Source organism: Catellatospora tritici (assembly GCF_019083965.1).
In the GTDB taxonomy this organism is placed as follows: Bacteria; Actinomycetota; Actinomycetes; order Mycobacteriales; family Micromonosporaceae; genus Catellatospora; species Catellatospora tritici.
This window is the reverse complement of the sequence record NZ_JAHRCY010000001.1, coordinates 550,476-565,141: the sequence shown is the minus strand read 5'-3', so window position 1 is coordinate 565,141 and position 14,666 is coordinate 550,476. Positions and strand designations below refer to the sequence as shown.

Here is a 14,666-nt window from a genome sequence, read left to right as displayed (position 1 = left end):
ATGCCCAAAGCCCGCTCACGAGAACCGGAGCTCGTCCACGATGATGCCCGGTGCGTCGCAGACCAGGTAGAGATCGACCGGGCCAGCCTGCGCCGGGGCAGTCAGCGTACTGGCCAGCGGGGCGTATGCGTACCGGTCGGAGCCCGGTGCGACCACCTCGGCCAGCACCTGGCCGTCGAGCGGGTCGTCGGCGCGCAGCACCACCCGGCCGGGCGCACCGGCCACACCGACCGCGACACCGGTGCGGCCGGACAGGTCGGTGGGCCCGAACGCCACCCAGCCGCCCGCGTGCACCGCGCTGATCGAGTCGCCGCGCTCGGGCGAGGTGTCCACCAGCGCGATGCCGCAGGCCTCGTCGTGGTCGACCGCGCGCAGCGCCGCGGCACCGCCGTCTACCGGGCGCGGGCGTCGCGGTCCGATCCGTTCGCCGCGTACGGTCAGCGTCGCGCAGCCGCGGATGTCGGTGGCCGAACGGCCCACCATCACCTTGTGCCGGGCCGCCTCCACGACCGGGCGACCGGTGGTGACGTCCCAGAACGCCAACTCCGACACGCGCAGCGGGATCTCGACCACCGCCCGCTCGCCCGGCGCCAGTCGCACCCGGGCGAACCCGCGCAGCTGCCGCAGCGGCTGCTTCACCCGCGAGCGCTGCTGGTGCGTGTAGAGCTGCACCACCTCCTCGCCGGGCCGCTCGCCGACGTTGGCGACCTCCACCCGCACGCTGATCACCGCGTCCGGCTCGACCGTGTCGGCGGTCTCGTCGTCCTGGTGCAGGCTGACCGCGCCGTACTCGAACTCGGCCCAGCTCAGGCCGTGGCCGAGTGGGTAGAGCGGAGTGCCGCGGTAGTACAGGTAGGTGGCGTCGTTGGTGATGATGTCGTAGTCGAACAGGTCCGGCAGCTCGCAGTGGCTGCGGTACCAGGTCTGCGGCAGTCGCCCGGCCGGGTCCTCGTCGCCGAAGAGCACGTCGGCCAGCGCGTGCCCGAACTCCTGGCCGCCGTGGCTGCTCCAGATGATCGCGGGCAGGTGCACGTCGGCCCAGGTGATCGCGTACGGGTAGCTGCTGGTCAGCACCAGGGCGGTGTGCTGGTTGGCGGCGTACACCGCGCGCAGCAGGGCCTCGGCGGCCGGGGGCAGGAACAGGTTCTCCCGGTCCTCGGTCTCGCGGCCGTTGACCAGCGGGTGGTTGCCCAGCACCACGATCACCGCGTCGGCCTCGGCGGCCACCAGCGCCGCCTGCTCGGCACCGCTGCGGCGCAGCTCGGGCAGCACCCGGGCGGCGTGCTCGGCGTCGGCACCGACCACGGCGGTGCCGTCCGCGCCGAACGTCAGGTACGACCGGGACAGCTCGTGGTGCAGGGACAGGGTGCCGTCGGCGTGCTCGACCAGGCGGAACGTCTCGTGCACGTCCCAGCCGTTGGGGCCGGGGGCGTCATTGACCAGGACGTTTTCGCGTACCGTCACGTGGGCGCCGTTGGCGACCGCCCGCAGCGCCAGCACGCTGCCCGGATGCCCGCCCCGGCCGGGGTGGCTGCCCCAGTCGAAGACGTCGAAGCCGTGCGGGTCCGCCTCGGCCCGGGTCAGCGCGCCCGAGGTCTCGCCTGCGACCAGGTAGCCGCCGTCGGCCAGGGCCAGCACGATCCGGTCGGCGCCCTCGACGAAGTCGACCCGGTCCGCGCCAAGTCGTGCGACCAGCCCGTCGCGCGCCGTAACCCGGTAGGGGAGGGTGCCGCTGTACCAGTCGGTCATGATCTGGTCGCCCAGCGGCCCGATCACCGCGACCCGGCCGACGCTCTCCGCACTCAGCGGCAGCAACTGGCACTCCTGCTTGAGCAACACCATCGACCGGCGCGCGGCCTCACGGGCCAGCTGCCGATGCGCCGGATTGTTGATGGTGTCCGGGGTGGTCTGGGCGAACGGGTTGGTCTCGGCCGGGTCGAACTCGCCCAGCCGCATCCGGATCGTCAGCGCCCGGTCCACGGCCCGGTCGATGTCGGCCTCGGTGATCAGGCCGCGCTCCAGCGCCTCGGTGATGCGCTCGACGGTGACATGCGAGTGGTCGTCGGCGTCGGTGAAGCTGTCCACCCCGGCCCGCAGCGCGGCCGCGTGACTGGTCGCGTGGTCGGGGAAGTAGGCCTGCTGGGCCGGGTCGGCCAGGTTGCTCGGCGCGTACGCGTCGGAGACCAGCAGGATCTCGTCCTCGGTCCACGACCGCAGCTCGTCGTTGATGAGCGGGGTGACGTGCGCGGGACGACCGTTGACCAGGTTGTACGACGCCATCACCGCCACCGCCGCGCCACTGGCCAGCGCCGGGCGGTACGCGGGCAGCTCGTACTCGTGCAACACGCGCGGTCCGAGGTTGCTGCTGCTGGTACAGCGATCGTTCTCGTTGTTGTAGCCGAGGAAGTGCTTGAGCGTCGGGGCGGTCTTGAGCAGCGTCGGGTGGTCGCCGCGCAGGCCCTGCGCGTACGCCTGCCCGAGCAGCCCGGTCAGCCAGGCGTCCTCGCTGTAGCCCTCCTCGTTGCGGCCCCAGCGCGGGTCGCGCAGCGGGTTGACCACCGGCGCCCACACGTTGAGCCCGGCGCGGGACGGGTCCTTGTGGTGGCTGGCGCGCACCTCGTCGCCGACGGCCGCGCCGACGCGGCGGACCAGGTCGGGATCCCAGCTGGCGCCCAGGCCCACGGCCTGGGGGAAGACGGTGGCCTCGCCGAGCCAGGCCAGGCCGTGCAGGGCTTCGGTGCCGGTGCGGAACCCGCCGACGCCCAGGCGGGCGATCGGGGGCTGGTGCTGGTGCAGCAGGCTGATCCGCTCGGCCAGGGACAGCTGTCGCCGCAGGTCGGCGACGCGTTCGGGCAGGGGTAGCCGCGGGTCGCGGAAGTTCATGGTCTTTCCTTCGTCTGGGCGGACGGTCGGAAATTGCGTTTCCGGTGGCCGGGAGGGGTGGCCACCGGTGGAGCGATCGGGTCGCGTGGAGCGGCGGAGCGTCGGTCCTGCGCTGTCGAAGCGCTTCGACGTGCCCGGTGGACCTCGGTCCCGGTGGAGGCGGGCACGATGTCCGGCGGAGGATGTCGAAGCGCTTCGACGATGGTGCGAAAGAAACCCTGCCCGAGACGATTGCCTAGATGTTTCGAACAGAGTCCTTGAGGTTTACCGCGCGGGCGGCGGTGGCGTCAAGTGCCCGGCCGCGACCTTCATCGAGAAGGGACCTGCGGCCCGGTCGCGGCCTGATATGCCAACGCCTCCGGTTCGGCGAAGCGTTCGCGCAGCTCGGCGACCCCGCGACGGACGGGCAGCGTCCATCGTGGTGCGTCGTGCAGCGGGTAGTGCAGCCGGTGTTTCAGCGCGGGTCCGTGCCATACCGACGGGATGCCCACCGACAGCTGGTAGCCCTGCGCGGCCAGCTGCCGCCCGGCCACCGACTCGCACAGCGCGATCTCCCACGGCTGCAGGCGCTCGCGCCAACTGCCGACGCGCTGACTGGTCACCGGTTCATGGGTGAGCCGGTGCCAGCTCTTGCGGCTGGGCACGGCCACCTCGGCGACGCGGGCGGGTTCGGCCATCGCCGGGTCGTACTGCTCGCCCAGGAACGCGCACAGCCCCGTCAACACCGCCTCCGGCTCGGCGACCAGCTGTTCGTAGCGCAGCTCGTGATAGGAGTCGGCGGGCAGGACGCGCCGGGCCCGCGCCGAACTGTCCATGGCCCGCGCCCAGTCGGAGATCGCCTGGCAGATGTCCTTGTCGTACCAGGGGGTCTCGCGGATCGAGGCGACGCAGTCGCGGCCGTCGCGCACGATGTTGACGATCTGCGCGGTCGGGAAGAGCCGCCGCACCACGTCCAGGTTGTTCAGGTACGCGGGCCGCTTGTCACCCCACCGGGGCTTGCCGAAGCGCTCGGCGTACGCGCGGAAGACGGTGCCCAGCGCGCTGCCCAGGGTCGGCCCCGCGGCGATGATCTTCTCGATCGTGGTGGCGGGGTCGAGGCCGAGGTCGGCGAAGGCGGTCCTGCCCGTGGTGATCCACTCGGCCAGGCGACGGCGGTTGGCGGGGTCGCGCAGGTCGCCGTGGCGCTGGCGGTCGGCGTACGCCTTGAGTACGAACCGGGTCTCCGGCGGGATCGCGATCCGGGGGTGGGCGTGCAGCATGAGCTGCAGCATCGTGGTCCCGGAGCGGGGGCAGCCCACAACGAAGATCGGCCGCTCGATGTCCATGTCCGCCGCACTCCATTAACGGTTTATTTCCGATTTACACCTTCTCCAACGACCCGCCACCCCACCCGCACCGCCCCATCCGCCCCCGTCTTTCGCACGGAGACCGGCCTGACCCGCCGCGCACCCCGGATGGTTTCGCGCAGGGACCGGCCTGACCCGTCGCGCACCCCGGATGGTTTCGCGCAGTTTCGGGAAATCACCGCAAAGCCGACCAGAATTTCCGGCCCAGCATTTTCCCCGAAACCGCAGCCACCTTCGTGGACCAAGATCGTTCAAGTTGCCAGGCAATCGGGCGAATCTTGGGGGCACTTTTCCCCGATTGCCCGGCAAGTTGAGTGATCTTGAAGGGGGCGGGGCGGGGCGGGTCAGGGGGTGGGGAGGTGGCCCTCGTCGACGTGGTCGAGGACGGTGGCGGCGCCACCGGTGGCGGCGGCACCGTGGTCGAGGATGGAGGCCGAGACCTGCGGGCCGCCCAGGTCGGGGGCGATACGCCGGGAGGCGAGCTCGGCGTCGACGGCCGGGAGGAGCCAGGGCGAGAGCGGGACGAAGTAGCCGCCCAGGACGATCACCTCGGGGTCGAGGAGGTCGGCCAGGATGGAGACGCCCTGGCCCAGGCCATGGCCGACCTCGGTGAGGGCGTGCAGCGCGGCGGGGTCGGCGGCGCGGGCGCGGCGGACCACCTCGTCGATCTCGGGCTGTAGGTCGGTGAGCTCGCCGTCGCTGGTGGCCTCGGGGATGACCCGGGACACGATGGCGGCGATCCCGGCCACGGCCTCCAGGCAGCCGCGCCGCCCGCAGCGACAGCGCGGGCCGCTGGGGTCGATGGTGATGTGCCCGATCTCGCCCGGGAAGCCACGGTGCCCGCGCAGCAGGCGGCCGTCGACGATGATCCCGGCGCCGATGCCGACCTCGCCGGTCAGGTAGACCAGGTTGCGGGTGCCGGCGTGGGCGCCGTACCGCGACTCGGCGAGGACGGCGAGGTTGGCGTCGTTGTCGACGCCCACCGGGAAGTCGGGATCGCCGAGCGCGCGGGTGAGCGCGCCGCGCAGGTTGACGTCGCGCCAGCCCAGGTTGGGGGCGAGGGTGACCACGCCGTTCGGGTCGACCAGGCCGGGCACGCCGACGGTCAGCCCGAGCACGCGGCGGCCGTCCTTGACCACGCGGTTGACGGCCCGGCGACCCAGCGCGGCGATGGCGGTGGCGGCCTGGGCGGGGCTGGCGGCCAGGCCCGCGAACGACCGGCGCCAGGACAGCACCTGCGTCCCGGCCAGGTCGACGGCTACCGCGGTCAGGTAGTCGGCATTCACTTCGATGCCGATCGCGGCGTAAGGTGAGCCATCGAGCATCAGCATGGTGGCCGGGCGGCCGATGCGGTGCTCGGTCAAGCCCGTCTCCCGCAGCAGCCGCCGGTCGATCAGGTCGGCGACGAGGCTGGAGACCGTGGCCTTGTTCAAGCCGGTGGCAGCGGCTATTTCAGCACGGGAGCAGGGCGCGTTGCCGCGCACGTAGCGCAGCACGACGGCGAGGTTGGTGGCTCTGACGTCGGCGAAGTCCGCCGGCTGCGGCCCCCGCTGCATCGTGATCACGTGCGCCCTCCGGAGCTCGCTGCGGTGATCGCACCATCATGCCGTATGACCGGCCTTCGCCGCCCGTATGGAAGCGCTCCCTTGTGGGGGCTACCACCTTCCGCTAATTTGTTTAGTCGTCAGACGAACTAAATATAGCCCGCCCCGAGCCCAGTGGGGCGACTTTCCCCTGATCCTGAATTATTTCGACGAAGGGAGCACGCCGTGGACCACCCCCTCCCGGGCACGGCGAACCGACGGTCCTTCCTCACCCTGGTGGGGTTGGGCGCGGTCGCTGCCGCAAGTGGCGGCGCCCTGGCCGGCTGCACCGAGAAGGCGGCCGACACCGGTTCGGCGGCGGAGGTCGACAAGCTGTCCGCCGTCCTGCCCAAGTTCAAGCCACTGGACCTGGTGCAGCCCGACATCAAGGGCGTCTCGCCGGTCGCCAACGGGTTCACCAAGTACCCGGCGAACCTGGTCGACGCGATCACCGAGAAGCCGGGTCGCGGCAGCACCATCACCACGATGACGCCGTACTGGGGGACCGTGCCCGCGGGCCCCGGCCAGAACGCCTACGTCGACGCGATCAACGCCGAACTGGGCGCGATCGTCACCCCGGGCATCCAGGACGGCAACACCTACGCCGACAAGCTCAACACCATCATGGGCGCCCGTGACGTCCCGGAGGTGGTGTGCATTCCGAGCTGGGAGATCCCCAAGATCCCCAACTTCTCCGACGCGGTCAAGGCCCTGTTCGAGGACCTTACCGACCATCTGGCCGGGGACAAGGCGCTGCCGTACGCGATGCTGGCGAACCTGCCGACGGTGGCCTGGTCCAACGCGGTCTGGAACCAGCGCCTGATGGCCGTGCCGTGGCCGACCGACGGTCCCTACCCGTGGGCGCTGTTCTACCGCAAGGACCTCACCGACGCCCTCGGCGCGACGGTCCCGAAGACCGCCGACGAGCTGTACGCGTTCGGCAAGGCGGTCACCAACGCCGACAAGGGCGTGTGGGCCTTCAACGACATCCAGGCCATGGTAGAGATGATCTTCCGGGTGCCGGGCGCGAAGGAGGGCTGGCGCAGCAAGGGCGGCAAGGTCGAGTTCAAGTACGAGACCGAGGAGTTCAAGGCCGCGCTGGAGTTCCTGGTCAAGGTCTTCAAGGACGGCCTGGTCCACCCGGAGGTCATCGCCAGCAAGGGCGCCGACGCCAAGCTGCTGTTCAACGGCGGCAAGATCGTCATGGTGCAGGACGGCGTGGGCGCCTGGCTCGGCGTGCAGGCCGAGCAGCAGAAGGTCACTCCGGCCTTCAACATGCAGCCGGTGCCGTTCTTCGCCGCCGACGGCGGCACGCCGCTGGTGCACGGCTCGGGTGACCCGATCTTCTTCACCTTCGTCAAGAAGGGCCTCGGCAAGGAGAAGACCGAGGAGATCCTGCGCGTGCTCAACTTCATCGCCGCACCGCTGGGCACCAAGGAGTTCGAGCTCATCGAGTACGGCGTCGACGGCAAGCACTTCACCAAGGGCGCAGACGGCTGGCCGGCCGGTAACGACCTGCTCGGCAAGGAGAAGGCGGACCAGTTCCGCTTCCTGGCCGGTACCGCTCCCACGATCAAGTTCGACGCGCGGGTTCCCAGCTACGTGACCGATCTGATCAACTGGGAGAATGCCTCTGTCCAGCACATCGAGGTTGACCCGTGGCGCGGGATCAAGCTCGAGATGCCGGCGAGCTACGTGAAGGTGAAGCAGCCGACCGAGGACAAGATCAAGGACATCGTCCGTGGTCGCCGTCCGGTGTCGGACCTGGAGGTCGTGCTCAAGGAGTGGCGTGACGGCGGCGGCGAGGACGGCCGCGCCTTCATGGCCAAGGCTCTGAGCGACGCGGGTCGATGAGGGCAGCGCAGTGACAAGCACCATCGCTGGTGGGGAGTCGGCGGCGGATCGCCGTTCAGGCGACCCGTCGGGACGAGCCGCTAGCGAAGTGGCCGGGCCTGTAGAGGCCCGGCCTCTTCCCGTATCCCCGGCTCCGCAGGCGCCGCGCAAGCGCAACCGGAGCTCCTTCGCCGCCCGCTGGCGGCGCGACCGGACCCTGCTGCTGATGACGGCTCCGGCCGCGCTGCTGCTGCTGGTCTTCCACTACATCCCCACGCTGGGCAACATCGTGGCGTTCAAGGACTACGACCAGTGGTCCGGCGACACCGCGGTCGAGGCGATCCTCAACAGCCCCTGGATCGGCTTCACCAACTTCGCCGAGCTGTTCCGCGACTCCCAGTTCTGGGACGCGCTGCGCAACACCCTGGCCATCACCACGTTCCAGCTGGTGTTCTTCTTCCCGCTGCCGATCGCGCTGGCGATCCTGCTCAATAGCGTGGTGTCGCGACGGCTGCGCTCGTTCATCCAGACCGTGGTCTACCTGCCGCACTTCTTCAGCTGGGTGCTGGTGGTCACCTTCTTCGTGCAGATGCTCGGCGGCGCTGGTCTGTTGGCCCAGACGCTGCGCGACAACGGCGTGCAGCCATGGGACGTGATGACCGACCCCGACGTGTTCATCGTGCTGGTCAGCACCGAGTCGCTGTGGAAGGACGTCGGCTGGGGCACCATCGTGTTCCTGGCCGCGCTGACCGCGATCGACCAGAGCCTGTACGAGGCGGCCGCCTCCGACGGCGCCAACCGCTGGCGGCGCCTGTGGCACGTCACGCTGCCCGGACTGCGACCGGTGGTGATCCTGCTGCTCATCCTGCAGCTGGGCAACTCGCTGTCGGTCGGCTTCGAGCAGTTCATCCTGCAACGAGACGCGGTCGGCCGACAGGCTGCCGAGGTGCTCGACACCTACGTCTACTACCTGGGCCTGGTCACCCAGGACTACGGCGTCGGTGCCGCGGCCGGGCTGTTCAAGGCCGCCATCGGCCTGGTGCTGATCCTGATCGCCAACCGGCTCGCCCACCGCTTCGGCGAACAGGGGGTGTTCGTCCGCTCATGAGCCTGTTCACCAAGTCACGCCGCCCCGAACGCCCGTCCTGGGAGGAGCCGCCCACGCTGGTGGGCCAGACGGTCAAGGGCATCGTGCTGAGCGCGGTCGTGCTCGCGGTGCTGATCCCGATGTGGGCGGTGCTCGTCACCAGCCTGTCCTCGAAGAAGGCGATCGCCGACGCGGGCGGGATGGTCTTCTGGCCCCGCGACTTCGATATCTCGGCGTACGTGCTGATCTTCACGCGGGGGGAGGTGTCCGGGGCGGTGTGGCGCAGCATGCTGGTCACCCTCGTCGGCACCGCGCTCAGCCTGGGCTGCACCGTGCTCGCCGCGTACGGCCTGTCCCGGCCGGGCAGCCTGTGGCACCGGCCGCTGCTGCTGTTCTTCCTGATCACGTTCCTGGTCGGGCCGGGCCTGATCCCCAGCTACCTGCTGGTGACCAGCCTCGGGCTCAAGGACTCGCACTGGGCGCTGATCCTGCCCGCCGCGGTCAACGCGTTCAACCTGGTGGTGGTGCGCCAGTTCTTCATGGGCATCCCCGCCGAACTGCTCGACAGCGCCCGCATCGACGGCGCGGGCGAGTGGGCCATCCTGGGCCGGATCGTGCTGCCGCTGTCCAAGGCGGTGGTGGCCGTGGTCGGCCTGTTCTACGCCGTCGGCTACTGGAACATGTACTTCAACGCGGTGCTGTACCTCAACAACGCCGAGGACCACGTGGCGCAGCAGGTGCTGCAGGCGTACATCCTGGCCGGGCAGAGCCCGGCGGGCATCGGGTCGCCGCCCGCGCTCGGGTTCAGCGCCCCGCCCAGCCTGGCCGTGAAGATGGCGGTCGTGGTGGTGGTGCTGATCCCCATCGTGATCGTGTACCCGTTCATCCAGCGCCACTTCACCAAGGGCGTCATCGCCGGCGCCATCAAGGGCTGACCGGTCGGGCGAGGAAGGGCCCCTTCTCATCGCATTCCGTAGCAGAAGGTGCCCTTCCAAACCTGAAAGTCAGTCGGCGAGGAAGGCGACGATGGCGGCCGCGAACTCCGGGTTGCGCACCACGGTCAGGTGGTCCCCGGCGAGGACCTTGCACCGGCCGTCCGGCAGCGCCGACGACAGGACGTGCGGCCGGGTCGCGAGCCAGTCGTCCACCCCGGCCAGCACCAGCGCGGGCACCTTGATCCGAGCCAACCCGATGGGGGTATGGCGACTCGCGCGCGCCTGCGCCGCCAGGCTCTTCCGATCAGCCCCGGTGGCCTCGGCGAACATCCGGAAGCCCAGCGCGCGCTCGTCGCTGATGCTGCTCGGGTCGTCGGTCAGCAGCGCCTCGATCAGCGCCGCGCCGACCAGCGAGTTGCGGTCCACCCCGCCCTGCTCGGCGGCGCTGGCGCCGATCCCGCCGACGACCAGGCGGCGCACCCGCCGTCCGGCCGCCGCGGTGACCAGCGCGACGACCCCGCCCATCGAGTAGCCGACCAGGTCCACCCGGTCCAGCCCGAGCAGATCGAACAGGCCGACCAGGTCACGCGCCATCGCGTCCTCGCCGTAGTACGCCGGGTCGTGGTGCTTCTGCGAGTCGCCGTGCCCGCGGGCATCGATGGCGACCACCCGGCGGCCCGCCGCGGTCAGCGCGTCGACGACGCCGGTCACCACCCAGTTGCCCGTCGCGGACGAGGCGAAGCCGTGGTGCAGGACGACGGTCGGCGCGTCAGCGGGCGCCTCCCAGACGCGATAGGCGATGGTCGTGCCGTCGTACGAGGTGAAGGTCTGCATCGGCGCAGTGTCGCCGTCACCGGACCGGCCCCGCATCGGCGACTTCACCAGTCGCGCCGCAGGTCGGGATACTCGCGCGCCCGCGACCTTCCGGGTGGCCGCGAGCGCGAGAGGACTCCGTGCGCGCGCCATGCCCGGCCGCGAGCGTGTGGGTGGTGCAGTTTCGGGGAAAGTGCTGGAATCCTGGCCGGAATTCGTGCAGTTTCCCCGAAACTGCAGCCTCACCGAGTGATGTGGGGCGAGCTGCGGGCAGTGAAGTCAGGCCAGGCGGGTCAGGGTGTGGTCGCGGGCGTCGGTGTAGCGGGCGCGGACGGCGGGGACCGGGTCGGCGTCGTAGCGGGTGAGGCCGTCCAGTTCCCACTTGGGCTGCTGGCCGGTGGTGACCCAGGCGGCCTGGCGGGCGGCGCCGTCGGCGACGTACTCGCCGGGCGGCGGGACCAGCACGGGGCAGCCGAAGACGGTCGGGGCGATCTGGCGCAGCGCCTCGGAGCGGGCGCCGCCGCCGACCAGGATGACGCGTTCCACCTGGGCGCCCTGGGCGCGCAGCGCGTCCAGCCCGTCGGCCAGCGCGCAGAGCAGGCCTTCGACGGCGGCGCGGGCCAGGTGCGCGGCGGTCGAGGTGCCGAGGGTGAGGCCGTGCAGGCTGCCGGTGGCGTCGGGCTTGTTGGGGGTGCGCTCGCCTTCGAGGTACGGCACCAGCACCAGGCCGTCGGACCCGGCCGGCGCGGTCAGCGCGAGCCGGGACAGCTCGGCGTGGTCGACGCGCAGCATGGCGGCGGCGCTGTCCAGGACGCGGGCGGCGTTGAGGGTGCAGACCAGGGGCAGGAAGTGGCCGGTGGCGTCGGCGAACCCGGCCACGGCGCCGGTGGGATCGGCGGCGGGGGTGGCCGCGACGGAGAAGACGGTGCCGGAGGTGCCGATGGAGACGATGACGTCGCCGGGGGCGGCGCCCGCGCCGAGCGCGGCGGCGGCGTTGTCTCCGGCGCCGGGGCCCAGCAGCAGCCCGGCCGGGGTGGTGCCCGCGGTGTCGGCGGGGCCGAGCACGCGCGGCAGCAGCACGTCCTTGCCCAGGGCGAGGGCCAGCAGGTCACGGCGGTATTCGCCGGTGCTCGGCGACCAGTAGCCGGTGCCGGAGGCGTCGCTGCGGTCGGTGGCCAGCGCGTCCAGGCCGGGCGCGCCCGCCAGCTGCCAGGTGAGCCAGTCGTGCGGCAGGCAGACGGCGGCGGTGCGGGCGGCGTTGGCGGCCTCGGCGCGGGCGAGCCAGCGCAGCTTGGTGACGGTGAACGAGGCGACCGGGACGCTGCCGACGGCGTCGGCCCAGGCCTGCCCGCCGCCGAGCTCGGTGACGAGGTCGGCGGCGTCGGGCGCGGAGCGGGTGTCGTTCCACAACAGCGCGTCGCGGACCACGGCACCGGAGGAGTCCAGGCAGACCATGCCGTGCTGCTGGCCGCCGACCGAGATCGCGGCGACGTCGGCCAGGCCCCCGGCGTCGCCGATAGCGGTCTGCAGGGCGGCCCACCACGCGTCGGGTGGGCAGCTGGTGCCCTCGGGGTGGGCCGCGCGGCCCTGGCGCACCAGCGCGCCGGTGTCGGCGTCGCGTACGACGACCTTGCAGGACTGCGTCGACGAGTCGACACCGGCGACCAGCACCATCGTTCAGTCTCCCGGGGCGAGGGACGCCGTGAGCAGCCCGTCGACCGTGCTCAGTGGCGCTTCGACACCGTTGACGAGCACCGTGGCAGGCGGGGTGCACCCGGCTGTTTCGGGGAAGGCGATCGCGCGCAGGCGGGCAGACCCGGCGACCGTCACCGCGAGAGTATCCCCTGACCTGTGCGCCACGACAGTGCTTGCGCAACCGTCGTCGAGGAGTTCGCAGGTCGCGTCGCCGCCGCCGAAGCTGAGCAGGGTCACCGACCGCCACGGCCCGTCCAGGATGTGGTCGGTCGGCTCGGTGGTCGCGATGAGGGCGTTGCGGCGGACGTACAGGGGCAGGCGGTCCAGGGCCGGGGCGACCGGCATGGTGGTGCGCTCGGGGTAGACCTCGCCGGTCCACCAGCACACCCAGCCACCGCTTTCGTTCGGCGGCAGGTAGACGTCGCGCCGCTGGGTCTCGCTGATCATCGGGGCGACCAACAGGTCCACGCCGAGCCGGTACTCGTGCTCGGCCCGCCACGAGGCCGGGTCGGTCGGGGAGTCGACCGCCAGCGCCCGCATGATCGGCTCGCCGGTCGCCTGCGCCCGCAGCGCCGCCGAGTACAGGTACGGCAGCAGCCGGTACCGCAGCCGGAGGGTCTCGATGGTGGCCGCCTCGACGGCGGGGAACCGCCAGGGCTCGCGGGTGGTGGTGCCGTGGAAGCGCAGCAGCGGCGACAGCGCCCCGAACTGGGCCCAGCGCAGGTAGAGGTCGTCGCTGGGCACCCCGCAGAAGCCGCCGCTGTCGTGCGACCAGTACGGGATGCCGGACATGCCGTGGGCCAGCCCGCCGTTGAGCGAGGACGCCAGCGCCGGGTACGAGCACATCGTGTCGCCGCCCCACTGGGCCGCATGCCGCTGCCCGCCCAGGTACGACGAGCGCGCCCACACCATGCTGTGCCCGTTGACCTCGCGGGTCACCTCGACCACGGCGTCGTTGTAGAGCAGCGAGTACACGTTGTGCAGCTCGGCGCCGGTCATGCCGTTGTGGGCCACCGCGTCGGCAGGCACGCCCTCGGCGAAGTCGGTCTTGAACACGTCGACGCCCTGGCGGGCGATCGGCCGCAGCAGGTCCTGGAACCAGACGACCGCCTCGGGGTTGGTGAAGTCGATGATGCCGCCGGGCGGGAACGAACCGTGCCACGAGTCGGCCACGTACACCTGCCCGTCGGCGTGGCGCAGCAGGAAGCCGCGCTCGGCGGCCTCGGTGAACCGGTCGGAGTTGTGCGACAGGTACGGGTTCATCCACACGCAGATGCGGAAGCCCTGCTCGTGCAGGGTGGCCAGCATGCCCTCGGGGTCGGGGAAGGTCTCGCCGTCCCAGCGCAGCTCCGACCACTTGCCGTCGGGCTGCCAGTACGTGTCCAGGTGCAGCACGTCGCAGGGGATGCCGTGCTCGCGGATGGTGGCGGCGCGGGCCAGCACCTGCTCCTGGCTGTCGCGGCAGAAGCCCGAGGAGATCCAGGAGCCGAAGGCCCATTTCGGCGGGCACTGCGGCCTGCCGGTGAGGGCGTCGAACCGGTCCAGTACGGCCGTCGGGGTGGGCCCGGCCAGCACGTAGTAGTCCAGGGCGTCGTCGGGGACGAGCAGCTGGGTGACGCTGCCGGTGGCGGCGCCGAAGTCGTACTCGACCGGCAGGCCGGAGTCGACGACCAGGCCGTAGCCGCGGCTGGACTGGTAGAACGGCACGTTCTTGTAGGCGCGGTCGGACTCGCTGCCGAAGGCGTCGAAGTTCCACATCACCGGGCGCTGGCCGCGCAGGTTCAGCGCGGTGAAGCGCTCGCCGGTGCCGGTCAGCACCTCGTCGGCCGGGAACGTGAAACTTTCGTGGTACGCGACGATCCGGCCGTCCACCCGGGAGCAGCCCAGGGGCAGATTGCGCAGCCGTCCGGAGATGTCGACCAGGCCGGGGTCGCTGCGTAGCAGCTCGCGCCCGGTTACCGTGTCCTGGAAGGACAATGACCAGGGGTTGAGCACCGCGTGGGCGGTGAGCGCACCCGCGGTCACGGTGATCGTGTTGTCCCCGGCGACCACGGTCGCCGCCGCGCCGGGGTCGGGCTGGGTCAGCGGCAGCACCCGGGCCGAGCGGGTGCGCGCGGCGGGGTCGTCGCTCAGCCGTACCCGCAGGATGCCCTCACCGGCGGCGCTGAGCTGCAGGTGTAGGGCGGCACCGGCGGCCGTGTACGCCTGCAGGGTCACCCCGGCCGAGTCCTTGCCGGTCAGTTCGGCGCGCACGACCGCCTGGGGCCCCGGCTCGCCGGGTGAGCGGCGCGGGAGTTCCGGCGGGTCGGCGGAGAAGTACTCGTGCGCCACCAGCGGCGGTCGAAACGGCATGATCGGCTCCTCGAACGGTCGGCGGGCGCGGGTAACGACGGCCGGGCAGCAACGCCGGTACAAAACGGCTGGGCCAAGCTAAATTTAGTTTTCCGTGTAGCCAAACAAACGTCAACCGGGTCCGGTTGACGCAGCGCGG

At 71.3% G+C, this 14,666-nt stretch carries 9 protein-coding genes; 3 read left to right on the top strand and 6 right to left on the bottom strand.

Annotation, left to right across the window (positions count from 1 at the left end; translation table 11 throughout):
• Positions 1 to 15: 15 nt before the first annotated feature.
• The 3 genes from KUA19_RS02490 to KUA19_RS02480 form a co-directional block, all read right to left on the bottom strand.
• Positions 16 to 2,883: a beta-glucosidase family protein gene (locus KUA19_RS02490; protein WP_217394374.1), complete on the bottom strand. Its 2,868-nt coding sequence runs from the start codon at positions 2,881 to 2,883 to the stop codon at positions 16 to 18.
• Between the two features lie 308 nt (positions 2,884 to 3,191).
• Entirely contained in the window at positions 3,192 to 4,208 is a 1,017-nt protein-coding gene (locus KUA19_RS02485) for a sulfotransferase family protein (RefSeq protein WP_217394372.1), read from the bottom strand.
• 365 nt (positions 4,209 to 4,573) lie between these two features.
• A complete protein-coding gene (locus tag KUA19_RS02480) occupies positions 4,574 to 5,785 on the bottom strand; it encodes an ROK family transcriptional regulator (RefSeq protein WP_217394677.1) in 1,212 nt (403 codons plus the stop codon).
• A gap of 213 nt (positions 5,786 to 5,998) precedes the next feature.
• Between KUA19_RS02480 and KUA19_RS02475 the strand changes: the two genes are divergently transcribed.
• The 3 genes from KUA19_RS02475 (at position 5,999) to KUA19_RS02465 (ending at position 9,667) form a co-directional block, all read left to right on the top strand.
• Positions 5,999 to 7,666, top strand: coding sequence for an extracellular solute-binding protein (locus KUA19_RS02475; RefSeq protein ID WP_217394370.1), 1,668 nt, complete (start codon positions 5,999 to 6,001; stop codon positions 7,664 to 7,666).
• Between the two features lie 205 nt (positions 7,667 to 7,871).
• The gene (locus tag KUA19_RS02470; RefSeq protein WP_217394368.1) at positions 7,872 to 8,753 is read left to right on the top strand and encodes an ABC transporter permease; all 882 of its coding nucleotides are present in this window, start codon (positions 7,872 to 7,874) and stop codon (positions 8,751 to 8,753) included.
• The gene (locus KUA19_RS02465) at positions 8,750 to 9,667 is read left to right on the top strand and encodes a carbohydrate ABC transporter permease (RefSeq protein WP_217394366.1); all 918 of its coding nucleotides are present in this window, start codon (positions 8,750 to 8,752) and stop codon (positions 9,665 to 9,667) included. Before KUA19_RS02470 ends, KUA19_RS02465 begins: the two co-directional genes overlap by 4 nt.
• A gap of 69 nt (positions 9,668 to 9,736) precedes the next feature.
• On the opposite strand, the gene KUA19_RS02460 is transcribed toward KUA19_RS02465, so the two are convergent.
• From KUA19_RS02460 to KUA19_RS02450, 3 genes are all read right to left on the bottom strand, one after another.
• Complete coding sequence (locus KUA19_RS02460) at positions 9,737 to 10,501, bottom strand: alpha/beta fold hydrolase (protein WP_217394364.1); 765 nt, start codon at positions 10,499 to 10,501, stop codon at positions 9,737 to 9,739.
• A gap of 258 nt (positions 10,502 to 10,759) precedes the next feature.
• Complete coding sequence (xylB, locus tag KUA19_RS02455) at positions 10,760 to 12,154, bottom strand: xylulokinase (protein WP_217394362.1); 1,395 nt, start codon at positions 12,152 to 12,154, stop codon at positions 10,760 to 10,762.
• A gap of 3 nt (positions 12,155 to 12,157) precedes the next feature.
• Complete coding sequence (locus KUA19_RS02450) at positions 12,158 to 14,527, bottom strand: TIM-barrel domain-containing protein (RefSeq protein WP_217394360.1); 2,370 nt, start codon at positions 14,525 to 14,527, stop codon at positions 12,158 to 12,160.
• Between the last annotated feature and the right edge of the window lie 139 nt (positions 14,528 to 14,666).

Bases quoted from the DNA above. Each gene is read 5' to 3' on its own strand.
- KUA19_RS02470 (WP_217394368.1), top strand. From the start codon at position 7,872: ATGACGGCTCCGGCCGCGCTGCTGCTGCTGGTCTTCCACTACATCCCC.
- KUA19_RS02490 (WP_217394374.1), bottom strand. From the start codon at position 2,883: ATGAACTTCCGCGACCCGCGGCTACCCCTGCCCGAACGCGTCGCCGAC.
- KUA19_RS02460 (WP_217394364.1), bottom strand. From the start codon at position 10,501: ATGCAGACCTTCACCTCGTACGACGGCACGACCATCGCCTATCGCGTC.
- KUA19_RS02485 (WP_217394372.1), bottom strand. From the start codon at position 4,208: ATGGACATCGAGCGGCCGATCTTCGTTGTGGGCTGCCCCCGCTCCGGG.
- KUA19_RS02450 (WP_217394360.1), bottom strand. From the start codon at position 14,527: ATGCCGTTTCGACCGCCGCTGGTGGCGCACGAGTACTTCTCCGCCGAC.
- xylB (WP_217394362.1), bottom strand. From the start codon at position 12,154: ATGGTGCTGGTCGCCGGTGTCGACTCGTCGACGCAGTCCTGCAAGGTC.
- KUA19_RS02465 (WP_217394366.1), top strand. From the start codon at position 8,750: ATGAGCCTGTTCACCAAGTCACGCCGCCCCGAACGCCCGTCCTGGGAG.
- KUA19_RS02480 (WP_217394677.1), bottom strand. From the start codon at position 5,785: ATGCAGCGGGGGCCGCAGCCGGCGGACTTCGCCGACGTCAGAGCCACC.